Annotated in this window: 25 protein-coding genes and 1 pseudogene; 11 read left to right on the top strand and 15 right to left on the bottom strand. The window is 56.1% G+C overall.

The window, feature by feature from the left end:
• The first annotated feature begins 51 nt into the window (after positions 1-51).
• Together BDD14_RS27300 and BDD14_RS27295 are read left to right on the top strand one after the other, a co-directional pair.
• Positions 52-1,686, top strand: a complete 1,635-nt coding sequence (locus BDD14_RS27300) for a CehA/McbA family metallohydrolase domain-containing protein (protein ID WP_165420335.1) — start codon at positions 52-54, stop codon at positions 1,684-1,686.
• A 185-nt stretch (positions 1,687-1,871) separates the two neighbouring features.
• Complete coding sequence (locus tag BDD14_RS27295) at positions 1,872-2,081, top strand: hypothetical protein (RefSeq protein ID WP_130424095.1); 210 nt, start codon at positions 1,872-1,874, stop codon at positions 2,079-2,081.
• A 319-nt stretch (positions 2,082-2,400) separates the two neighbouring features.
• Here BDD14_RS27295 and BDD14_RS27290 read toward each other — a convergent pair whose 3' ends face one another.
• The 3 genes from BDD14_RS27290 to BDD14_RS27280 all read right to left on the bottom strand — a co-directional run bounded on the left by BDD14_RS27290 (position 2,401) and on the right by BDD14_RS27280 (position 5,797).
• Complete coding sequence (locus tag BDD14_RS27290; protein ID WP_130424093.1) at positions 2,401-2,583, bottom strand: GntR family transcriptional regulator; 183 nt, start codon at positions 2,581-2,583, stop codon at positions 2,401-2,403.
• A gap of 155 nt (positions 2,584-2,738) precedes the next feature.
• On the bottom strand, positions 2,739-5,447 hold the full coding sequence (locus tag BDD14_RS27285; RefSeq protein ID WP_242618327.1) for an ABC transporter permease: 2,709 nt from the start codon (positions 5,445-5,447) through the stop codon (positions 2,739-2,741).
• A gap of 2 nt (positions 5,448-5,449) precedes the next feature.
• Entirely contained in the window at positions 5,450-5,797 is a 348-nt protein-coding gene (locus tag BDD14_RS27280) for a PadR family transcriptional regulator (protein ID WP_130424091.1), read from the bottom strand.
• Between the two features lie 489 nt (positions 5,798-6,286).
• Here BDD14_RS27280 and BDD14_RS27275 point away from each other — a divergent pair, with 489 nt between their 5' ends.
• Both BDD14_RS27275 and BDD14_RS27270 read left to right on the top strand, forming a co-directional pair.
• The gene (locus BDD14_RS27275; protein WP_130424089.1) at positions 6,287-7,141 is read left to right on the top strand and encodes a RepB family DNA primase; all 855 of its coding nucleotides are present in this window, start codon (positions 6,287-6,289) and stop codon (positions 7,139-7,141) included.
• Between the two features lie 389 nt (positions 7,142-7,530).
• Positions 7,531-7,887, top strand: coding sequence for a single-stranded DNA-binding protein (locus BDD14_RS27270; protein WP_130424337.1), 357 nt, complete (start codon positions 7,531-7,533; stop codon positions 7,885-7,887).
• 103 nt (positions 7,888-7,990) lie between these two features.
• Here the strand turns inward: BDD14_RS27270 and BDD14_RS27265 are convergent, their stop codons facing one another.
• From BDD14_RS27265 to ada, 6 genes are all read right to left on the bottom strand, one after another.
• Positions 7,991-8,467 (bottom strand): RES family NAD+ phosphorylase, encoded by a 477-nt coding sequence (locus BDD14_RS27265; protein ID WP_130424087.1) that lies wholly within the window; start codon positions 8,465-8,467, stop codon positions 7,991-7,993.
• Between the two features lie 96 nt (positions 8,468-8,563).
• Positions 8,564-8,929, bottom strand: a complete 366-nt coding sequence (locus BDD14_RS32635; protein ID WP_207231906.1) for a helix-turn-helix transcriptional regulator — start codon at positions 8,927-8,929, stop codon at positions 8,564-8,566.
• A gap of 585 nt (positions 8,930-9,514) precedes the next feature.
• Positions 9,515-9,952, bottom strand: a complete 438-nt coding sequence (locus BDD14_RS27255; protein ID WP_130424083.1) for a hypothetical protein — start codon at positions 9,950-9,952, stop codon at positions 9,515-9,517.
• 586 nt (positions 9,953-10,538) lie between these two features.
• Complete coding sequence (gene alkB / locus BDD14_RS27250; protein ID WP_130424081.1) at positions 10,539-11,192, bottom strand: DNA oxidative demethylase AlkB; 654 nt, start codon at positions 11,190-11,192, stop codon at positions 10,539-10,541.
• 9 nt (positions 11,193-11,201) lie between these two features.
• Positions 11,202-11,975: a 2OG-Fe(II) oxygenase gene (locus BDD14_RS27245; RefSeq protein WP_130424079.1), complete on the bottom strand. Its 774-nt coding sequence runs from the start codon at positions 11,973-11,975 to the stop codon at positions 11,202-11,204.
• Positions 11,972-13,051 carry a bifunctional DNA-binding transcriptional regulator/O6-methylguanine-DNA methyltransferase Ada gene (gene ada / locus BDD14_RS27240; RefSeq protein ID WP_130424077.1) on the bottom strand — a complete coding sequence of 360 codons (1,080 nt, stop codon included), beginning with the start codon at positions 13,049-13,051 and terminating at the stop codon, positions 11,972-11,974. The genes BDD14_RS27245 and ada overlap by 4 nt, the downstream gene beginning before the upstream one ends.
• Positions 13,052-13,304: 253 nt before the next feature.
• Between ada and BDD14_RS27235 the strand changes: the two genes are divergently transcribed.
• Positions 13,305-13,853: a DNA-3-methyladenine glycosylase family protein gene (locus BDD14_RS27235; protein WP_242618325.1), complete on the top strand. Its 549-nt coding sequence runs from the start codon at positions 13,305-13,307 to the stop codon at positions 13,851-13,853.
• Positions 13,854-14,005: 152 nt separating this feature from the next.
• Positions 14,006-14,467 (top strand): ester cyclase, encoded by a 462-nt coding sequence (locus BDD14_RS27230; protein WP_130424073.1) that lies wholly within the window; start codon positions 14,006-14,008, stop codon positions 14,465-14,467.
• A 108-nt stretch (positions 14,468-14,575) separates the two neighbouring features.
• Here the strand turns inward: BDD14_RS27230 and BDD14_RS27225 are convergent, their stop codons facing one another.
• The 5 genes from BDD14_RS27225 to BDD14_RS27205 all read right to left on the bottom strand — a co-directional run bounded on the left by BDD14_RS27225 (position 14,576) and on the right by BDD14_RS27205 (position 18,272).
• Entirely contained in the window at positions 14,576-15,415 is an 840-nt protein-coding gene (locus BDD14_RS27225; RefSeq protein WP_130424071.1) for a TMEM175 family protein, read from the bottom strand.
• Positions 15,399-15,842: a methylated-DNA--[protein]-cysteine S-methyltransferase gene (locus BDD14_RS33895; RefSeq protein ID WP_278045546.1), complete on the bottom strand. Its 444-nt coding sequence runs from the start codon at positions 15,840-15,842 to the stop codon at positions 15,399-15,401. Before BDD14_RS33895 ends, BDD14_RS27225 begins: the two co-directional genes overlap by 17 nt.
• A gap of 229 nt (positions 15,843-16,071) precedes the next feature.
• The gene (locus tag BDD14_RS27215; protein ID WP_423201820.1) at positions 16,072-16,548 is read right to left on the bottom strand and encodes a very short patch repair endonuclease; all 477 of its coding nucleotides are present in this window, start codon (positions 16,546-16,548) and stop codon (positions 16,072-16,074) included.
• Between the two features lie 289 nt (positions 16,549-16,837).
• Positions 16,838-17,587, bottom strand: a complete 750-nt coding sequence (locus BDD14_RS27210) for a hypothetical protein (RefSeq protein ID WP_130424069.1) — start codon at positions 17,585-17,587, stop codon at positions 16,838-16,840.
• Positions 17,588-17,807: 220 nt separating this feature from the next.
• On the bottom strand, positions 17,808-18,272 hold the full coding sequence (locus BDD14_RS27205) for an FAD synthase family protein (RefSeq protein WP_130424067.1): 465 nt from the start codon (positions 18,270-18,272) through the stop codon (positions 17,808-17,810).
• A gap of 553 nt (positions 18,273-18,825) precedes the next feature.
• On the opposite strand from BDD14_RS27205, the gene BDD14_RS27200 reads away from it, so the two are divergent.
• Positions 18,826-19,320, top strand: coding sequence for a CDP-alcohol phosphatidyltransferase family protein (locus BDD14_RS27200; protein WP_165420333.1), 495 nt, complete (start codon positions 18,826-18,828; stop codon positions 19,318-19,320).
• 107 nt (positions 19,321-19,427) lie between these two features.
• Here BDD14_RS27200 and BDD14_RS27195 read toward each other — a convergent pair whose 3' ends face one another.
• Entirely contained in the window at positions 19,428-19,973 is a 546-nt protein-coding gene (locus BDD14_RS27195; protein WP_242618324.1) for an ester cyclase, read from the bottom strand.
• Positions 19,974-20,400: 427 nt separating this feature from the next.
• On the opposite strand from BDD14_RS27195, the gene BDD14_RS27190 reads away from it, so the two are divergent.
• The 4 genes and pseudogenes from BDD14_RS27190 to BDD14_RS27175 all read left to right on the top strand — a co-directional run.
• Complete coding sequence (locus tag BDD14_RS27190; RefSeq protein WP_130424063.1) at positions 20,401-21,063, top strand: IS6 family transposase; 663 nt, start codon at positions 20,401-20,403, stop codon at positions 21,061-21,063.
• An 81-nt stretch (positions 21,064-21,144) separates the two neighbouring features.
• The gene (locus BDD14_RS27185; RefSeq protein WP_130424061.1) at positions 21,145-21,456 is read left to right on the top strand and encodes a serine hydrolase domain-containing protein; all 312 of its coding nucleotides are present in this window, start codon (positions 21,145-21,147) and stop codon (positions 21,454-21,456) included.
• Between the two features lie 46 nt (positions 21,457-21,502).
• On the top strand, positions 21,503-21,763 hold the full coding sequence (locus BDD14_RS27180; protein WP_278045544.1) for a DUF3471 domain-containing protein: 261 nt from the start codon (positions 21,503-21,505) through the stop codon (positions 21,761-21,763).
• 169 nt (positions 21,764-21,932) lie between these two features.
• Positions 21,933-22,337: pseudogene (locus BDD14_RS27175) on the top strand (peroxiredoxin family protein); the annotation flags it as partial.
• Positions 22,338-22,430 lie beyond the last annotated feature (93 nt).

Genomic DNA, 22,430 nt, shown 5'->3' with positions numbered 1-22,430 from the left:
GCTGCTACAGTGCGCACGGTAGGCGACCGGGTAGAGGTGTCTTTCAACGGAATGGAGATGGGGATCTTCTCTGGAACGATGCGCTACATTTTCTATCCCGGCAGCGCACTGATCCAGCAGGTTGCGGTCCTTGAAACGAACGAGCCCAGCATTGCATACACCTATGATGCGGGGCTGCAAATGGCGTCTGAAGCAGACCGAAGGCCGGGTATCAACATGGCGTCCACTATCGTCTACTACGATGCTGAAGGTAAGTTGCAATCGATCACGTCACCGTACGGTTCAGAGCGACATACGCTCCAGGTGCACTACAGGGCTGTGGCGGCGAAGATGGGAGTTGGAAGCATCGTTGCACTACCCTCACCTCACCGATACCTGTTCGCTCGCGACTACAGCACGAACATGGGTTACGCATGGTATAGCTCATGGCGCGGGAAGGTGGGGCTCGGCATCCAGCAACCTCTTGATGACAACACAAGCATTTACCCATGGATGAACGCTCCTCCCGGCACCAAACAGGAGATGGGAATATTCTTCCTGCTCGGAAGCGGGTCCGCCAATCAAACACTCGATAAAGCGCTCTCCTACACGAATAAAGATTTCTTCCCACATATTGACGGCTACGTCACCTTTGCTCCGCACTGGCATTTCGCTTTCACGGAGCAGGCTGTAGGTACCGGTACAACATGGGTACCGCCGTTCAAGCCGGGGTTGGAGAGCATCGGCGTCGATTCCGCGATGATCATGGACTTCCATATTGACGGTCACCCCGCAGACCTGACGGGCCTGCGGATGCGAGAACTCGATGACTATTACAAAGCATGTCGACAACAGTCTGACAATAAATTCCTGCTTATCCCAGCAGAGGAAGCGGATGTAATTCTCGGAGGACATTGGTCGCTTACTTTTCCTAAACCCGTCTATTGGTTGATGGATAGGAAAGCCAATGAATCTTTCGCCACGCCAGATCCAAAGTACGGGACGGTGTACCGTGTTCACACCCCGGAAGACATGTGGAAATTGGTACAGGTCGAACATGGTTACGCTTACCAAACGCACCCGCGCACGAAGGGTTCAACAGGGTATCCCGACAAGATTCTAAACACGGCATACTTTCGTGACCCTCAGTACTTCGGGACTGGATGGAAGGCGATGCCATCGGATTTATCTTCGCCGCGGTTAGGCGAGAGAGGTTTTAGAACCGTGGATGACGTCAACAATCTTGGTCTTCATAAGGTCATGCTCGGAGAGGTTGATATGTTCCAGATTTCAAAAACCGACGAACTTTACGGCCACATGAACGTGAACTATGTTCGGATCCCCAAACTACCGGATTTCGACCACTACAAGGTTCTTCTTGACGCGGTTGCACGCGGAGATAGTTTTATTTCGACGGGAGAGGTCTTAATGCCGCAATCAAAAATCTCTTCAGCAGGCGGTGACTCTATACATGTAGAGATTGAAACCACCTCAACTTTTCCTCTTCGAATAGCTGAGGTGGTTTGGGGGGACGGCAAAAGCACTCACACAGAACAGTTTGAACTCGACACGACGCATGAATTCGAGAAACGTGCATTTCAGTGGAATGTAAACGCCCCTGCATGGAGGTGGGCTCGTGTCGCTGTTTGGGACATAGCGGGAGGCGGGGCGTTTTCTAATCCCGTGTGGCGAGAAGAACAAAAGTGAATGCTAAACTGCGCTCGTAGAGAGTACGGTACCGATCAAAGAGCAGCTATAGCTATATTGACTAATAGCCTGTTCGACCGTCCCATCGCCCTACCTCAAAAGTTGTTGTTCCGCCGAAAGAATTCCACGCTTCGCTTAGTCACGATTAGGAACCCGGCTGATCTTCGTGGCGTGTGAAGGTGCCGTTGCCGACAAGCTACCCTGAGCGGAACTTCGATGCACTGGCTAGGGAGGTTGGCGAAGCCATCGATAAGGATCAGCCGGAAGTCGCCCTTGACCGCTTCCATACGTTTGCCGTGAAGTACATTCGTACTGTTTACGAGCAGCACTTCAGCCGAACCGCTAGCCGGGATGCTACCGTGAACGTCCTGCTAGGCGAATATGCAAACGACTGAAAAAGAGCTGGCATATTGATTCCCAAATGACGGCCGAGATCGATAAGAGGTGAAGCCTGCAGAGTGCACCCTAGTGAGCCAAACCCTTGGGCCAGAACAGCATTTCACGCGCTACACCCATTCTGCCAGCACCGGCACCTCTTTCAACAAGCAGAAGCTCAAGGCAGCCACTATATTTCTCTTTTGCAATATTTTACGATTTATCAGTGATTTAGCTAAAAGTGCACAGTCCATGGAGGCAAGTGGCAGTTGACTACACATCCCACAACCGTCAGTTTGATTAAGGGAGGGCGAGCTTGCATCCTCAGACAACATGCAGCTAGACAGCAACCCCTCCAACGAATGTGCCGCGACCCCTCTCGCGAATGATGTAACCCTCCATACGAAGCTCGTAAAGAGCCTGCCTCACCGTCAGGCGGCTGACTTTAAATGCGGCCCCCAGCCGCGTCTCCGATGGAATCCGATCACCTGTGGCAAGGTCACCATGTTCAATGCGATCCATACGAGGTCTTTGATCTGCCGATATAGGGGAACGAAGCCCTGGCGATCGAGCCTGCAATCTGTAATCGCCAATCTCGGTGGCTGGTCTTCATGGTGCACCAAGATTTCCTCCTCTTCACAGTAAGCCGTTCGCACTACGTTTTCTGTGTGATGCTGCTAGTCCCCACGCAAGGCGATGATGGGGTTGATCTTCGCTGCGCGCATTGCGGGGAGAGTGGATGCAGCGAGCGCAAACGACAACATGGCGACGGCAGAGAGCGTCAGCACAAGTGGATCGAAAGGGCTGACTCCAAAGAGAAACGCACGCAGCAGGTGGGATACAGCGGTTGAGGTAAGCAGACCCAGGAGACATCCAACGGCACCGAGCTTCACTGCCGAGGTAAGAACAAGGTGGAGTATTCCCTTGCGCTGGCAGCCGAGCGCCATGCGTATCGCCAACTCCTGCTCTCGCAAGGCCACCGAGAATGCGATGACGCTGTAAATCCCCAGCACGGCCAGCAGCAACGCAATTATCGCGAAGGATGAAATCAACACGGTGTTGAACAGTCGTGGAGCTTCGTTCTCCGAGATCACACTCTCCATCGTCTGCATGTCGACCAGGGGGAGCTGAGGATCGATCTTTCGGACGGCGGCCAGAAACGGGTTCTCCAACTGTTCCGAAGGAGTCTCTGTATGCAGGACAATACAGCCGTAGGTTCCGGTCAGCTCACCGGCCGGCGCAAACGCTCCTTCTGAGATGGCCTGCTGGGTTACGGGCTGATAGAACTGTTCTGCTGTCTCGCCATCAGCCGATCCAAGCTTGACGTCATCCACGACTCCCACGACGATCAACCAGGGAGTCGGAGTCTCCGGCATCCCGCGGCGCAGCCTTTTTCCGAGAGGGTTATCGCCGGGCCAATAGTGCTCAGCCAGCTTCCGGTTCACGATCGCGACGAGTTGCGAATCTGCCCGGTCCGACTCCGTAAACACTCGTCCGCGCAGCAAACGGATGCCGAGCGCCTGGAAGGAATCGCCTTGCACCAGCGATACCGTTGCCATGTTCAGTTCCGCGTCTTTGCGAGGGGCAACGCCCTCCACGGTGATTGCGATTCCTCCGTTATTCCCTGAGCCGGGCCGTGAGGAGGTTATGCCTGCGGCTTTGACTCCGGGCAGTTGCCGCAGACTGCGCAGCAGGTCGTTCGTCACATTGTCGATTCCGGACTGTATCGCATATCGCTCCTTTGGGAGGACATAGTATGCGGTGAGCGTGTGATCCACCCGAAAGCCGGGATCGATCTGACGCATCTTTTCGAAGCTGCGCAGGAGAAGCCCGGAGGCCGTCAACAAGACCAGGGCCACTGCGATCTCCGCGATGACGAGCGCGGAACGGAGTCTTCCGTGTCCACTTCCCGCGGTGCCGGTTCTTCCACCCTCCTTCAGTGTGTCGTTGACGCTTGTCCGTATAGCCGCGAATGCAGGCGCCAGGCCACAGATCAGACCGGTCAAAATGGCCAGCGCTAGAGCAAAGCCCACCACGGGCCAATCCAGCGCGATCTCGCGGATCCTCGGCAAGGTCTCCGGCAGGAGGCTGATGCCGATCCGAATGCAGGCGGCAGCGAAGACCAATCCAATGAGGCCTCCCGCAATGCTCAGCACCAGGCTTTCCACCAGCGCCTGCCGCAACAGCATCCCGGTACTCGCCCCCAGGGCAAGGCGGACGGCGATCTCTCTTCTTCTCCGGATCGAGCGCACCAGAAGAAGACCGGCCAGATTCGCGCATGCGATCAGCAAAACCGTCGCGACCGCGATCAGCAACGTGTGCACCAGCGGACGGGCCTGCGTCACGGTGTCTTCATGCAGGAGTCTCACCTGCGATTGAATGCGCAGGCTCCGCATAAATCCCAGGTAGTTCCTCATCGTCTCTTCGGCGACGAGCTGGGCATCTCTCTGGGCCTGTGCCGGCGCAACGCCGGGTTTGAGACGGCCCACCATACGAAAGTTCCATGATGCCGCGTAGCCCGCGGTGAACTCTTCCGGGCGCAGGCTCAGCGGAATCCAAAGTTCACTGCTGTTTAAATGCCCCGGCACCAGGGGAAATTCAAAATCGCGAGGCATGATGCCGATCACGAGATAGGGTTGGCGATCCAGAAGGATCTTCGTGCCAAGAATCTTCTCATCGCCATGAAAGCGTTTGCGCCACATGGCATAACTCAAGACGACGACCGGTTGATGCTGCTCGTCTTCCTGCTGGGTGAACCAGCGGCCCATCAGCGGGGCCGTAGCCAGCGCCGAAAAGATCTCTCCACTCATTCTCGTCGCATCGATGTGCACGGGGTCGCCGACGCCGGACAATTCGCGACCGATTCGCTGATAGCCGCCGAGGTGGAGAAAGCTGTGCGTGTCCCGCATGTAGTTGCGGACGTCCGGCGGGGTGACAGTAGGCCGGGTCCAATGCGATCCGACGAGGTCATCGCCAAGGATGACGAGGCGATCGGGATCGGCGAACGGAAGCGGACGCAGCAGAACTCCCTCGACGATCGAAAAGACGGCTGTCGTCGCGCCAATTCCGAATGCCAGCATCAGGATCGCCGTGAGCGTGAAGCCCGGGGACTTCCGCAGCTGGCGCAGGGTGTACCGAATGTCCATCACGATGGTGGCCAGCCCTTGGAAGGCTCGTTCGTCGCGGTGCAGTTGCTTCGCCTGCTCCACTCCTCCATAGGCGCGCCGGGCAGCGCTGCGGGCCTCCTTCGGAGTCATCCCCTGACACAGAAAGTCGTCTTCTAGCAACTGGAGATGAGCCGCGATCTCCCGGTCCAGCTCGGCCTCTGCCCTGGAATTGGTGAAAAGGCTAAGGAACCTGAGAAAAATTCGCCTTAGGTCTTTCATCTTTAGAGCTCCTCGACAAGAAGCTTTTCGACCAGACCGGCCATTCTTCTCCACCGCTGCGTCTCTTCCCCAAGCGCCTTCTGGCCAGTTCGGGTAATTGCGTAGTACTTCGCTTCCCGGTTGTTTTCCGTTTTCCCCCAGGTTCCTTTGATCCATCCGTACTGTTCGAGACGTACCAGCGCTGGATAGAGCGTGCCCTGGTTGAGGTTGAGAAGATTGCCGGATACGTGCTCCAACCGGCTGGCTATTTGATAGGCGTGCTGTGATCCCATGCTGACAAGCGTACGAAGGACAATCAAGTCCAAAGTCCCCTGAAGAAGTTGAATTGATTCGTTCTCTTTACTTGGCATCCAAGTGATACCTCTGGATGAGGCTGAACCTTCGAGCACTTGTTTGTCAAGTGAAATATTTCGGCTCATGCGGCATTTCGCCGTGTTTCATGCCTAGCAGGTCGAAGGACCAGAGCCATACACCAAGCTGACAATTGAGGAAGCACCGCGGAGCCGCCTAGGTTCCGCAGACATCATTCTTGCTAACAGTGGGGTGGTAGTTCGCATAGACGGCGACGAGGCTTACTATTCGCCAAGCAGTGGGACAACAACTTGCGTTCGCAGGGCTTTGCCGAATCCTTCGAGCGGCAGCAGACCCCACGCGCCTAACCCTCGGAGTTGCGTTTGCAGCCCCTTCTCTTTGGAAAAAGTGGGCAATGGTGTCAAAAAGTGCCTCTCTCACCTCGCTTAGATGGTAGATGCCAAACTCACCCACTCAAAGGCGGGAGGCGGGGGCCTTTCCCTCCCCCGCACTCCTCCCAACCAAAAGGCATCTGGAAGAGGACGTCGATGGACAAGACCGAATCCACTGTTCGCAGTATGCTCACTGCTATCGAGGCACCGCTCTACGATATGGGTGTCCTCAGTGAGCGTGGAATGCTTCCTCGGCTCGACGGCATCTCGGCCGCGGCGGTCCTCGAAAGGCTTTCTCTGCTCAGGTACCGCAATGCCCACGGCTCGCACATCTACATCCGTCCATCGGGCGAGCATCGCTTCACCACGCTCGACGATCTCAGCGAGACCTCGCTCGCCAGGCTCTCGGCCGACGGCTTCAATCCGTGCGCTGTTGTCGAGACCAGCGCCGGCAGCTTTCAAGCCTGGTTGAAGCACCCCAGAATATTTCCGAAGCTCCTCGGAACCGTTGCCGCGCAGACATTGGCCGAGCGGTACGACGCTGACCCCAGCGCGGCGGACTGGAGGAGGTTTGGACGGCTTCCCGGCTTCACGAACTGCAAACCCAAATACCGCAAGCCTGACGGCCTCTTCTCTTTCGTGCGCCTGCGCAGCCACAGTGGACAGCAGTACCCGATGGCGGAGGCCTTCGAACAAGAGATAACGGCGCTCTACGAGGCCCGCGAGCAGCAACACGAGGCGAGGCGTCTCGAAAGTTCTCTTTCTCCCCGAAGGGGACCGAGGTTATCGAACCTATCTCTTGAGCGATTCCGAAGCTCAACCAAGTACCAGGACCGCCCCGCCGCCGCCGACATCGCGTTCTGTGTCGCCGCTTTTGCCAATGGCATGACCGAGGACCGGATCGGATGTGCCCTTGAAGACGATTACCTCTCCCGCGATCCCAGCCCTACAAAACGAGCTGCCTACACCCGGAGAACCATGGAGAAGGCGAGGAGATGGACCGGACGATGAGCCTCGATGTCGCGATTCTCCCTTATGGTTCTTCCTTCCTGCGCGTCAGTGACGGCTCTTTGGACTCTGAGCTGGCTTTTGCTACTCGCGTCATGAGGGAAAGCCGTCGAACAGGGAGGCTCCCTTTGGTTTGCCTTTCTATCTGCGTTCAGCGTGCCGCGCTCAAGACACCCCCGCCCTTCGGACGCACGCTCTCCTTCCCAGAATCCGCTGCGCGCCTCTCAAGAGGTGCGGACTCCTGCCCCCAGGCAAGCTGTGGTCCCCTTCCGCAGATTCTATCCAGTCGCCGAGGGAGTGGGTCGCGACGGCACACCCGTTGGGCAAGCATGTACCGCAGACAGCGGACAAACCAAAAGAAACGGAGCTAAACACCATGTTCAAACAAAGTCATCCTCATCGGCCGCCTCGGACAGAACGCAGAAGCCAAAACCGCTCAGAACAACAAAGAGTACGTCATCCTCAACATCGCAACCCAGGAAAGCTGGAAGAACGACAAAGGCGAATACGAGACCCGCACCGAGTGGCACCGCGTCTATGCCTGGAGGAATCTCTCGAAGTTCGCCAAGACTCTCCAGAAGGGGCAGCTCGTCACCCTGGAAGGCATTCTCAGGTATCGCGAGGTAGAGGATGAGGTCAATGGGACCACCTTCAAACACCGGATCGCCGAGATCCACGCCATCGGCATGAAGCGGCTCTCGAAAGTTGAAGCCGCCGATGACCCTTCTGACGGAGCCGACGACGAGTAGCGTCGGCCAGGGTGGATGAGCCCATCGGCTCATCCACCTACCAGTCTCATAAACATCTGAGGGCTGGAAACGGTGCATTCTGGAGGTGCTCTGTCCGAGCACTCTACTTGATCGATCTCGCGATCGCGGCGATAGTGGCTCGCAAGGCTGCTTCGTTCTCGATCTTGAGTGCGTTGGGATAACAGCATTTCTTGTAGACAACGAGGTTCACTCCAAGACCAGCTTGGCTGGGAAATCGCAAGCCTTCGATGCCTTGCGCCACCAATACGTCGCCGAATTGCTGCGACGGGAGAAGATCTTCACCGAGACATTTGTCCCGGATGGCTCCCATCCCTCTGGGCAGAGGATGTTGGGTCAGATCGAGCACCCGCGTGAGATCAAATCCAACAGCGAATACGACGCGAGGGTACTTGTCGACATTGATGAGAGCGGCGCCTCCCAACCGCTTCTTTCGGCCAGTGACCTCGCTGGTGGCGACAGCATCGGACTCGGACAAGTAGACGGCAGCGGTGCCCGGCGAAGCAAAGCGGCCACCGTGGGCCGCGGCTCCTGCCCCGTCAAGGACTGTCTCGGGTCTCATGAAGGTATAGCTGACGCTCCGAAAGTAAACACCCCTGTGCGGCTTGGCCTTGTCGGTCCAAGCCGCAATCAGATCGAGCTCCGCTTTGTCTCAACGTCAAACAGGCTGCCCTTCTCCGAGTCGCAGGAATTCAACGATGATGTCTCGCATCTTCCCGTCCACGATTGCTTGAGCAGGCGTTTGGTTCCGGATTGCCGGCAGGGGTGTCTGCAGCCACTCCTGTTCTTTCGGCGCGATCACAAACTCGTCCATCAATTGCAGAAGTTCCTTGAGATCTTGGGTCTTCTTGGCCATCTGGCTTGTCCCTATCCCACTCTCCCAATTTTGAATCGTTCGGGGAGCGACATTCAGAGCCTTCGCCATTTGTTCTTGGGTAAGCCCCCATCGTTTTCGGGCGACGGCCAAATCAACCTCGCCCTGGGCATCCTTCACAGGGTGTGCGATTACATTTCGCAATCGCAAGATTTGTTTCAGATGTTGGAAGTTGAACGCCCAGTCTGTTTTAGCGACGCACTCCTTACCAACCATTTGTCCCCATCGAAAGGCCAAACTCGAGGAGTCGTGAGGCATGTAGAACAAAAGGAATTCAACTTTCGGACTCTTGAAGCACTCCAGAAAAGAGATATGGTCTTTCCTCGGTTCGGAATGTTTCAGATAGACGACCGACACCTTGCTTTTCGGCACATCCTCGGAATGGCAAGTCTTCGGGATGGGGCGTATTGCCGCTTCGAAATGCGAGAAGAGATCTTTGGCTTCAGCCAGGACGCTGGCGTCAGCCCAAACAGTTAACTCTTGTCTGTGAGCTACGGTTTCCATGGGAACCCTCCACAATCTTGAGTATATCACGCATTTCTGCGTGTAACACGCAAAATTGTGCTAGACTGAGGATGGTGCAAAGGTAGCACCTACGTTCAACCAAGATCGGCTCTTTCACGCCGAATTTAAGGTCGGCTGTGTTGTATGTCTACGGATGGCAAATTACTCTAAATAGAGAGCATCCCGCCGCGCCACTGGCGAACGGGATGCCGCGCACTAGTGCTCACCCCTTTAGAGTAACTCGCAGCCCTCCGGAGGTGTCAGATTGAGACCACGAACCAGACTCAGGTTAACAATAGACTCCTTCGTAATGTCCGAATAACCCCTCTCGGCAAGGTCGCGAAGAGTCTTATTGATGGCTTCGTCTATGAAATCATCGATTCTGGTGTTGAGCGTGACTTTGACGCGAGGCCGCTTCTGTTGTGCAGTGAGCTCTCCCAGGATTCCGCCGGATAGTGCACTTCCCTTCCCTGCTTTCACGCGAGGGGCTACTGCCAGTTTTTCGATGGGGGCCTCCGGGATGGGTGCGGCGGCTTCGACCTCAGCCGGGCCCTCAGGAACCGGGCTCGCAGGGTCACTCGAGAGCATTATCTTTTCCAGCGCATCATTTAGATTGCCAGGTCCAGGCTTACCAATTACGGCCATCATGCCGTTACCGCGTGCAGACATGCGGCTACCTCCTCAGTCAGGTTAGTGAATTCGTTGCAAGATACGCCACGGCGACGGCCATACTCGAAGACGGTCTTTCCGTCTGAGTAAGCGCGAACCATCTCAGCGCGGTTAGAAATCTCCTGATGGGCGATGATGGTACTCACGCCTTCCATTTTTAAGAACTCTGCTGCAGCTGCCTTTGCCTCTTTGCTGTAGGCGTTATTGCCGGGAAGCTAATTTTGAGTTAATGCAACAGAGCCAAAATTCCCCGAGGGCACAACACTCGGATGCGAGGGCACATTGAAATGCGACGGTGTTCTCGAATTCGATTGTCCCTTATTTGATTCGGGTGATCTTGTCCTCTCCCAACCAAAAAACTTCGCCGGACCGCAAACTAAAGAATTGCGAACCGAGGTTTGGGATCTCTTCGAGAACCCCGAGCCCCATTTGGGAGCAGCTCGCAAGTAGGTCAAGAACGATGGTGCGGTCCGATACTGAACGCTCACCATTCGAGTTACGCGTCTGAACTTTATCAGGCTTGCTGATGTAGCGGCACATAGTCATTCCTTTCCGGTTGCCATGCGGTTCGTGCTTGTGGTTTCTTTTAGCCCGCATTGCGAAATGTAAGGTTGTAGCGAATGGAGCCGACCAAGTCGTGCTCTCCATGACGCAAGGGAGCAATGCCGTGATATCGGAGCCGCGCGGGGCCTCCCCACACAAGCACGTCTCCGTGGACGATGCGGATGCGCTGTGTTTTGTCCACCCGCTCCAGCCCTCCGAAGAGAAACATGGCGGGCAATCCGAGCGAAACAGAGACAATAGGTTGGCTAAAGTCGCGCTCGTTGCGGTCCTGATGCAACGACAGTCGCGCACCCGGCTCGTATCGGTTAATCAAACAAGCATCGGGGGAGAAGGCTGGGAAGCCTGCTGCTTCCGCAGAGGCCACAGCGAGTTGGAGAAACGACGCGGGCATATCCGGCCAGGGCTGCCGCGTCTCTGGGTCGATATGGTCATACCGATAGCCAGTTCTATCCGTCACCCAACCATACCTACCGCAGTTCGTCATGGCCACGGACATGCGGAATCCGCCTGGCGTGACCATGTTGCGAAAGGGCGATCTCTCGGCGATGCCCTTGAGCGAAGAGAGCAATTCGCTCTCAACGCTCAACGCAAAGCCAGATAAGACTGCCGTGCCCACGCCGAAGACATCTTTCGGGAGAGGCTTCGAGGATTCAATCTCAAACAATGACGTGTTCATGGTTCTCCGTTAATTGGCGTCGTGGAAGATGACGCCGACCGTGTAACGCTGTCCCGACCGCAAACGACTCACGCCATGCCGAAGGTTGACCCTATATGTTCCCCGAGTCCCCTGCACTGGGCGATGATGCACGGCAAAGGCCACAGCATCTCCCTGACGTAGTGGCACAATTTCCGGTCGGGTTTGCATCCTAGGACGCTGTTCGGTAAGAACGAACTCGCCGCCCGTGAAGTCCCTCTCCGGCTCGGAGAGAAGAAAGGCTACCTGGATCGGAAAGACGTGCTCGCCATAGAGGTCTTGGTGCAAGCAGTTGTAGTCGCCGACGCCATACTGCAGCAGCAGAGGCGTTGGCCGTAGTTGTCCTGCGTCGTGGCAGCGTTCGATAAAGTCCGCGTGCTTCGCGGGATATCGGGTCTCGATACCCATTTGCTGATTCCAGAGATTCGCGACGGGAGCCAGTCTCTCGTAGAGCGAGCTACGCAAGCCTTGCAGGATGTCCGGCAGCGGATAACTGAAGTATTTGTATTCACCACGACCGAAACCATGTCGTGACATGACCACGCGGCTCCGAAAGTGCCCGTCATCCCCGTACATGCTCGCCAGAGCAGCGCAATCCTGCGATGTGAGAACGTTCTTCAGCAGCGCATTGCCCGAGTCGTTCAGGCTGTCTGTGATGCTCTGCCAATCAAGCGACTCGACTTGTGAGACGGCCTGCGCTGCGTCGGGGAGTGGCAGGCTGGCCCCCTTCGAGGCCAGCCTTTCGTTATCGAATAACGCTTTCATGCGTGCGCCTCTCTTTCGAGCAGCGCGCTCTTGCGCTCGACGCCCCAGCGATAACCGGAAAGCGCACCGTCCGTTCTGATGACCCGGTGGCAAGGGATCGCCACCGCGAGGACATTCGAGGCACATGCCTGAGCCACTGCGCGAACGGCCTTCGGCTTTCCGATCTTCTTCGCGATGTCGGTGTACGTCGCAGTCGAGCCGGGCGGAATCTGCTGAAGAGCCTTCCAGACTCGCTGTTGGAAGGCCGTTCCTCGAATGTCGAGCGGTAGGTCAAGGCCGATTCCAGGATGCTCGATCATTCCGACAACCTTCGCGACGACATCCTCGTAGCCAGGTTCGTCTCCGATCAGGTTGGCCTTCGGGAACTGGTCTTGCAGGTCTCGTACCAGCAAGATCGGATCATCTCCGATGAGGATGGAGCACACACCCTTCTTGCTCTGCGCCACCAGGATCGATCCCAGTGAGCACTGAGCGATGGCGAAGAAGATGTCGGTATCGGCTCCGCCGTCGCGAAACTGCGAAGGCGTCATGCCAAGGACGTTGTTAGTGTTTTCGTAGAACCGGCCACTCGAATTGAAGCCAGCTTCATAAATTGCGTTAGTCACGGTGTTGCTCCTTTCCAGTGAGTTCCTCACGCGTTGGCCGCGGTGGGCTGTGGCGTAGTTATTCGGTGTGAGGCCAGTGATGGCCTTGAATGTGCGATGGAAGTGATACACGCTCATGCCAGCGTGCTTCGCTAGCCCGGCGAGCGAGGGCACTTCCTCCGACCTCTCGATCAGGCGACAAGCTTTGGCAATTCGCTTTGCGTTCTCTTCGGCAATGCTGGCCTGATTCGGCTTGCATCGCTTGCAGGGGCGAAATCCCGCTTTCTCGGCTGCCTCGCAACTCTCGAAATACTTCACGTTTTCCGGGCGAGCCAGTCGGGCTGCACAGGCGGGCCTGCAATAGACCCCCGTCGTCGCCACTGCGTAGTAAAACTTCCCATCCGCAGAGCCATCGCGAGCCACAATCGAAGACCATCGCGGATCGCTCAATGTTGCCTTCGCCAGTTCCTCGATCTTTGAAGACCTTGTCATAGCTGCGTTCCTCTCTTTCTGGAACAACTTTATCGACGCTGAAGATAGAGAACACTCCGCTTCTTGCTTTCAAATCCACATTCCTCCGCAAGTCTCATTCGCCCTCTGTTATGGCAACCATGACGCACCTTGCTTTTGAATTCCAGTCCTCCTGCGCGGTGGCTGCAAGCCTTATGCTTGTCTCATGCAAAGTGAGTCTCTATACAAAGAAGGAGCGGCATTTCTTGCTTCAATCGACCAGGATTGGGCGCGATTGGTCTCAGATATCGGTGAATGCACGCACAAGCCAAGGCCGGACCGTGAGCCATACGAGGCATTGATTCGCGCCGTTGCCTATCAACAGCTCCACGCTAAGGCCGGAGATGCGATTCTCGGAAAGCTACTGGCATTATTCGGTTCAAACAGATTTCCGGGTGCCGCACAACTTCTCGCCGCAGACGTTTCGGAACTCCGCGCCTGCGGATTCTCGGCGCGAAAGGTCGAGACGCTTCGCGCCATCGCAGAAGGCAGTCTCACCGGTCTTGTGCCACTCCGTGACGACGCTGAGCACATGACCGACGACGAATTGATCGCAAGACTCACGAGTCTGAAAGGCATTGGCCGATGGACTGTAGAGATGCTCTTGATCTATACGTTGGAGCGCATGGATGTGCTACCCGCCGATGACTTCGGCGTGCGCGAGGGATATCGCCGTCTCAAATCCATCCCTGTGGCACCCACGAAGAAGGAGATGGAGAAGTTCGGACATCGATGGAGTCCATACCGTACATTGGCAGCTTGGTATCTTTGGCGATTGAAGTAGTCGAACAAGCTCTTGGGGGCTCCCGCGCGGACCGACGCTGCCTTCTGAATTTGAAAGCAAGATTCGGAGTGCCCTTCCACAGGTCTTGTCTTTAGGGTCGATTTGCAGAGCAGCATAGTCTGTCTGCAATTTCGCTCATAAGGATAAAAAACATGTCGAAGGAAGAACAGAACAAGGCTCTCGTAGGTCGTTGGTTCACCGCTTTTTGGGGGTCCAAAGTGGACCTCAACATCGTCGATGAACTCGCCGCCCCTGACATGCTGCTTCAGTATTCTCTACACGAGCCGCGCCGCGGTCACGAGGATATCAAGGCATTCATGACTGGGTTCCGCGAGGCATTCCCGGACCTCAACTTCTGGGGCGCGGCAGACCTCATTGCCGAAGGCGACTATGTTGTTGGTCGTTGGGAAGGTGGCGGCGCCCATACAGGTCCCGCCTTCAGCGATTTCCTGATGGGATCTCTGCCCGCCAATACTGGCCGCAAGATGCACTTCACCGGAACGACGGTCCTGCGCATCCAGGATGGCAAGATCGCGGAAGAGATCGGGCTGGACGATGGCGTCACTGCGCTCACTCAACTTGGTCTCATTCAAAAAGCGCAAACCTACGCGTAACGATGACGGCGGCTGCTATCTCAACGCGGCGGCCGCCATCATCTCATTTAGCAAGCAACATAGAGCGCCTTAGCCTTCGTTCCCCGGACAAGGCTTTCTGTCCTGATGCTACGCCTCTATATTTTTCATCACGGTGCCGCGGTGAATGCATTGGCTTGTCGCAGCATAGTACGCCGCCATAAATGTAAAGATTGCCACTGCTGCAACGGGATGCACGAACCATCCCAATAGACCAGCCAAGATGTACAGCAGGACGCCAAAGATTGGGCGCATCGTCTGCGATGCGAAGGTTCCCGCCGGCACATCGGGTTTTACCAATTCAGGGTGACGGTGCAGATGCCAGTATGTCGGCACCCATGCTGCCGACATTAATCCAGCAATAATCGCATACAGGACCACCGCCGCCTTCTGATCCACGAAGTCACCGCCTACAAACGCGCTTGCCAGCACGCCGGCCGGAAACGGAATCAGAGATGCCGTTCCCAGTATTCCGAGATTGAGCCAATTCAACGTCAAATCAACTTTCCGAATGCGTTCGAGAAGGTAATGGTGGTTGCTCCAAATCACTCCCACATTGAGGAACGCGATTCCGTAAGTAAGATAGGAAGGCCATTCCTTCAGAAGTTCCACGGCCAATCGTCCAGGCGCCGCGCTTGGACGGTGAATTTCAATGACCAACAAAGTGATGACGATGGCAAAGGCAGCATCACTGAGTGCTTCTGAACGACGGGTATCAGCGAGTCTCAGCTCTGCCTTACGGCCCTCCTCGATGTCCATTGGGACGGCTGGAGGTTTCGACTGACGAGCATAATTCTTTACGTTTACTGCCAGTGTTCTCCAGGATGAAATGGGCAACATTCGTTTGAGACGTTGGCCAAACCCGGAAATAACAGGGACATAATTGATACCGCGGACAGGTGTCTGAACGCATTTAGTTGTGGTCGCCATCGGTCGCTCCTCTACGAGACATATCGTTACTCATAACAACCGTAACGACGCTCCCGACTATGCGAACTCCGTTTCTTGCTTTCAAATCCCGCGAAAGCAGGCGGGGCTCCTTGGGAGAACTGTGGAGTCCGTACAGAACCATCGCAGCGTATCTCTGACGAGTACCGAACGGCGTTCCTACAAAAGCCTGATCTGGTTGGAAGCCCCTGGCCCCTTCCATCTCCAGGAGGAATCTCTTGCGGTCAAGTCCGCCCGCATAGCCAGTTAGGCTGCCATCGCTTCCCAGCACCCGGTGGCATGGGATGACGATGCTAATGGGATTCTTCCCGTTCGCCAGCCCAACAGCGCGAATTGCCTCGCGGTTTCCGAGGGCATCTGCGAGCTGGCCGTATGAGCGTGTCTCCCCGTAGGGAGTATCGCGAAGCATCCTCCAGACCCGTTGTTGAAATGGCGTGCCCTTCGGAGCGATGGGAAACGTAAACTCTCTACACTTCCCATCGAAGTATTCGGCAAGTTCTGAGCGGACTAGCTCAAAACCCGACAACACCCTGGGTCCTAGCGACTCGACTTGCGGACCTCGCAAATGTTCAGGCATATAGGACCGCTCAAAACGCCATCCGTGTTCACCAGTGTCAAAGTGCCTAGCTGCCACTCCATCAAAAAATGCTCATTTCCTGACATACAACACTCCTTTCATCGGCGTACCTGTCCGCCGCATTCTTGCTTTCGTTCTGGATCACTTCCGCTATCCGAGTTGCGACCGCGGTCGGTTCCTCATGCGACCAAAATCGCAACACTCTCCAACCTGCGGCCTTAAGCAAAGCCGTCGTGTGCTGATCGCGAGCCTTATTGCCCTCTATTTTCTGTACCCAATAGCCCGCATTCGTCTTCGGCGGTGCGTGGTGCAAGGGGCATCCATGCCAAAAGCATCCATCCACGAACACGGCGACTTTTGCTCGACGGAAAACGAGATCGGCGGTGCGCCTGACTTCCGCGATTGGCCGCGACGCGACGCGATAACGCATGCCCATCGCATGGATCGCGCATCTCACAGCGACCTCGGGCTTCGTGTCTCTCGACTTGTTGCCCTGCATCACTCGCCTGACTGCTGGTGTGGAGGCCCAGGATTGGATAGGCTTGACAGCTCGCGTCGCAGAGCACGCTGGCCCCCTTCGTCTTCGACTTCAACATTCTGATATGACGCATCGCTTTATCCTCTTTAGCAAGAAATGCAGCCGATTCAAAGCTAGCGATGTTGACTCGAAACCACACTCCATTCCTTGCTCTCGAATTTCAGAATCCCGCTTCGGATACGGCTAGACCGATAGTGCGAATTCAGAAGTGATCTGCCAGTCAACCTTGGGGAAGTACAGCGTCTAGTCACCCGCGCGCGACATACTCTCGGGCGATTGTGAGCTTCGCCTATCGCTGGTACTGCTGGATGATCGAATCTGCGATGGCCGGCATGCGCCGTGCGACCTCGTCTACGGCGCGTCGTATCCAGTCGTTTCTGAGCGCTTCTAGCTGCGGCCCCAGCGCGACGACCTTCCTGCCGGCTGGGCTTCGCAGGAAACGTGCCGAGAACGCGCGTTGCTGCGGCGTCATCTTGGCTACAATGCGTTCGGATATATCGGCCCCGCTTGGATCGTCCGCTTCGAGCGCCTGGACATATGCGGGGCCGCGCAATTGCGCCGAGATCGGGTCGCTTTCGAAGGCGAGCAACCTCTTGATGTCGTCCGGAGTAAGGCGCGGGCGCAGGAGACCGTCATATTGGCGTTGGAGATCCGGAATCCTCTGTAGAACCGTGTTTCGCACTTCCTGCGCTACTCGACGGCGCACACGGTCTTCGAAGCCCGGATACATCTTCATATCTTCCGCTGCATCCTGCGAGGTAGCAAACACCTCTTGGCGCTTCTCTTCCACGAAAGACACCATCGACCTCGACATCGCGTCAGGATCGAGCATGTAGGCCACTGCCTGATGCAGCTCATTGGATGTAGTCTTTCCAGCCTGCGGAGTTGTCCGCCCGGTACCCGTCACAGTTGTTCGAGCGATCTTGTTTTGTGATTGCAAGCCAGCGCTCGCCTCAAGGTGACCAGAGAGAGCCCCTAACCCAATAACGGTAAGCACCCCCATCTTTAAAGCATTTCTCCGATCTAACATCCGACTCATTCGCATATCCTTTGGGCCTGTGTCAGCGAATCTGGACAACTTCGCCGTTCTGGTTGAAAGCTAACCGGACGAGCTGAGCTGGGCACTCCGAATCTTGCTTTCAAATTCGAGTTCCGAGTCGAGCGGAGGGGAAATGAGGGCGCGAGGCCGCATCGCTGAGACCTTCGCAGCGATGCGGTTCGAGAATGCTTTCACGTATGTAGCTCATCGCGAGTTTCTCTCACTCGGCGCAGTCAGGCGACGGGCCGGTCGCGAGGGACTGAGGCGAGCTGCTCGATGTTTCGCAGGACGCGGCGGCGTGCAGTGCTCGAAGTGGAGAGTGCGTAGGGGAATAAACGACTTCGACCCCGAGCGCTGCGAAATCACGCTCAAGCTTGTTACCCTTCTCCGTACCCTGCCAGTCGTTGCCCTTGAACAGGACATTGAACCGAAGATCCTTCCATATCTCGACCTTGTCGTTGGTCATGGCGGGCAACGCCGCATCGACGAAGCGGACGCTGCGGATAATCTCAAGACGTTCGGCGAGCGGAACGACGGGCGTGACCTCTTTGTGCCGGGTGAGAACGTCATCGGCCACGACGCCGGCAATGAGGAAGTCGCAGTGCTCCTTGGCCTGTCGCAGGAGGTTGAGGTGCCCGACGTGAAAGAGATCATAGGCGCCAGGCGCGTAGCCGATTCGGATCATGATGGCGTGTCCTCCAAGAGGTGTTTCATACTGCTGTCCAAAACTTACTGCCGCATCCGATTCAGCACACTCCGTTTCTTGCGCGGAAATTCCGAATCCACACGCCGCGCGGACACGACGAGCGCGAAATGAGAATGGGTGCATTCTCGATGCGCTCTTGTTATCGATTCAGGAATGTCATCCCGAACCGATAAGGCACTGAAGGGCCTCTCCTATATCGAAAGCATCACGCGCGTCGCCCTAAACGGCAGTAGCATTCGGCAGGATCATGGGTCGCCCAATTTGAAAGCAACAACCGGAGTGTGTTCGAGGAAAGCGCTCGGCCTTCGTGTCACGACCGCATGCGCCATTCCTCGGGGCTACCACTCTGACATTCATAAAGCCGAGGTTGAGGAGGATTTTCCGGCCGATCACGGCTCGACTTGCCGGGGCCGGAGTCACCGCCAATCAGGTGACGATAATCTCCCTTATCGGATCGATCATGGTTGGTACGATGCTTTGCTGCTTTCCAACCCATCCGGCGTCATTCACGGCACTGCGTATTTGGTTAGTGATGCGCACGATATGCGCGACGATCGACGGCACGCTGGCAATCGAGTTCGGCCAGAAGAGTCGACCGGGCGGTTTCCTGAACGAAGCAGGAGACATCATTTCGGACATCGCACTGTTTTTTCCGCTGGCTTTCGTTCCGCCATTTTCAGTTGTGCGGATTGTCTTCCTTATCGCCCTCATCGTCCTGAGTGAGGTTGCTGGAATTATCGGCCCTCTGCTGGGCAGTGATCGCCGCCTGGAAGGCCCACTCGGAAAGAGCGACCGGTCAATCGTTCTCGCCCTCATCGGGTGGGTGACGGTTGTGTACGGCAAGCTTCCGGAAGGCGCATGGCTTCTCGTGCCCGTGCTCTGTCTTGCACTAGTTGCGACTATATGGAATCGTCTGCGCTTTGCGCTTGCTGATCCCCATAGGAGCACTGGGGGGAAAATATCGACATACCGGGTAATCGGCGCTCCGGCTTTTGCTATCAAATCAAAACTGTCGGGCATCGTTTAGGTCGTCGAAGCATAGAAAAAATGAGGCCCGCACCCGAAGGTGCAGACCTCATCCAGCGATGGAAGGCGTGCCTTCATTTGCCGGAACCTAAAGCAAAGATTCTCCGATCAGGAAGGCTTGACGAGCAGGCCGAGCTGGGTCAGCGCGGTTACACCGTCATCGAGCCCAATCTCTTGAACGATCTTCCCGCCCTTGAGCTTCAGTATGGTGACTCCGGTGAAGTGCATCTTCCGACCGCTATTTGCAGGCAGAGAGCCCACCAGAAAATCACTGAATGCCGGGCCTGTATGCGTGCCACTGCCCTCCCACTGTCCAATCACATAGTCACCGTCGGCTAACAGAGGTGCCGTTCCCCAGAAATTTAGGTCTGGAAACGCCGCGCGAAAACCGTGCATGAATGCCTTGATGTCTTCGCGGCCATGTCGAGGCTTGTGCAGAGAATACTTGAGCAGCATGTCAGGCGCTGCAAGCTCGTCTACGACGGCAGGATTGTAGGTCTTGCCCCAAAATTCTGTAAACCACCGTCCTACCACGGCCTCATTTTGCGATTGCAAGCCAGTGCTTGCCTCGGCGCGACGAGACAGTGCTCCCACCCCTGCGGTGGCAAGCAGTCCCATCTTTAGAGCATTTCTGCGATCCAATATTCGGCTCATCTGCACATCCTCTCTTTGGTTGCTCAACGAATCTGAAACAATCTTCGCTACTTGGCGAAGGTAACGAGATGAGATGGGCTTGGCACTCCGAATCTTGCTCTCAAATCCCGCTTCCGGTCGAGATAAAGCGGAATGAGGGTGCAGGGAGAAACCAGCCTGGGTTTTTCCTGCCGCGTTTTGGACAACAATGAGGGGTAGCAAAGAACTACCGCCCCCTCATCTTTGGGGCCGTTAGCAATATTGAGCACAGATAGATTCCGCAGCGTCGGCCTCGCACAGGAGGCTAAGTTGCCGCAGTGCGGTTACTCCATCATCGAGTCCAGACTCTTCAACGATTTGCCTCCGCTGAGCCGCAAGATGGTGATACCTGCGAAATGTATCTTCTTACCGGCATTGTCAACTTAAGGATGTGTGAGAAGCTGACGAGGTGAGTACGTCTGAGAGCAGATATCGTCGGCACCGTTTTCCAGTCGAAGTGGTGGAGCAATGTGTATGGCTGTACTTTCGCTTTGCCTTGAGCTATCGGAACATCGAGGAGATGATGGCGAAGCGAGGCGTCCCGGTGACATATGAAACAGTCCGGGAATGGTGCCGCAAGTTCGGCTCCGTCTACGCTGCCCGGCTGAGAAAGAAGCGAGCTCGGTTCGGAGGGAAGTGGCACCTGGACGAAGTCTTCCTCAAGATGAATGGAGTCCAGCATTACTTGTGGCGGGCCGTGGACCAGAACGGAGCGGTCATCGATATTCTGGTACAGCCACGCCGGGACCGTTGGGCCGCTTTGCGTTTCTTTCGCAAGCTGCGGAGCTATGCTGCAGCAAAGAAGCTGATTTTGCCTGACGTGGAACACCGGCAAAGCCGTTGTCTGAACAACCGAGCTGAGAACTCGCATCAGCCAACCCGTATGCGAGAAAGGCAGATGAAGCGCTTTCACTCTCCAGAGCACGCTCAACGTTTTCTCTGTGTGTTCGAGTCGATCAACGCTCCCTTTCGCTTGCGCCGGCATCTCCTCTCCGCAGCCCGCCATCGGCGGCTGCTCAAGCAAGCGTTTCACCTCTGGAACAAGACCGCCCTCGCGAATCTCCTTCCCTAGCTCGTCAGGTAGGCCACTCTCTGCTTTCCTGCACTAATGCCCCGCCGCTCACCGTTAAGTTGACGATGCCCCGCTGCCGGCTTGTGGACCACGCCGTCCGATCTAGCGAAATACATCCTCGAAGTTCAGGGGTCCCTCACGGGAAAAGCGAACCACGTTCTCGACTCTGCCATGACAACGGCGATGCTGACGCCCGGCAAGAATCACTGGGGCCTCGGTATAGAACTTGGTGGCAACGACGCGAACCCATACTTCACTCACGGGGGCGTGAACAAAGGATTCCAGAGCTTGCTCGTTGCTTACGAGAAGAGCGGTGACGGGGCGATCGTGATGACCAATGCAGTTGGCGGAGCAGAAATCGCGAATGAACTGATGCGAAGTATTAGCCGTTGAGTACAAATGGCCAGACTTACAGCCCGTCACCCGCACCTTGGCGAAGGTGGACCGAAGCATGCTGGAACGGTACGTGGGAACCTATATGGCGACTCCCACCTTTAGCGTTGTCTACACGCTCGAAGGGGACCAGCTTTTTGCACAGGCTACAGGTCAGAAAAAGTTCCCCATCTTTCCAGAATCAGCGTCCACCTTCTTTATGAAGGTGGACGATGCCGAGATCGAATTTCATACCGACGATAAAGGCAGCGTAGACTACCTGGTCCTGCATCAGGGGGGCCGCGATTACAAGGAAATGAAGAAGTGAGCCGGAGGCCTGCTATGACATACTCAACTCTCATACGCCGAGTGGTTCGCTGCTCGCTCTTGGTGGCCGTGAGTCCCTTCGCATCCGGCCTGCCTGAACCTGGAGATGCAGCGCCCGATTTCCAACTTCAGTCGCAAACCGGCTCCAAAGTTTCGCTCAGGACTATAAAGGGGAATGGATCATTCTGTTCTTCTTTGGAGACCATTCGAGCGACGAGATGGGCTTGGCGGCCCGCAATTTGCAACGGGACCTTGCAAAGTTCAACGCGTTCAACGCCTCGGTCATCGGTATAGGCCGCACAACGCCCGAAAGCAACAAGGTCTGGGCAGAGAAAAACGAACTTACGTTTACTTTGCTTGCTGACCCGGATCAAGCGATTGCAAAGGCTTACGGAGTTCCAGCAGAGGTCGCAAGCAGCTCCGGCAATCAGGGAATCTACGAGGTCATCGTGGCCCCAGGTGGCAAAGTAAAATTACCCCGGATTGCCGTCAACAATATCGATGGTGAGAGCACCTCTCTCTTGGCCTGCCTGCAGTACTTTAAGGAGCATCCCGGACACACGGACGGCCCGTAAGCGATTCATCAGATGCAGCCTCATTACTAGCGCTCAAAATCAGCTGCCCCAAGTCGACCGGTCTATACCAATCGGCTCCCCTCACTGTTCAGT

Source organism: Edaphobacter modestus (assembly GCF_004217555.1).
GTDB lineage: Bacteria > Acidobacteriota > Terriglobia > Terriglobales > Acidobacteriaceae > Edaphobacter > Edaphobacter modestus.
The sequence above is the reverse complement of the archived record's forward strand: the minus strand, read 5'-3'. Positions and strand labels throughout refer to the sequence as shown.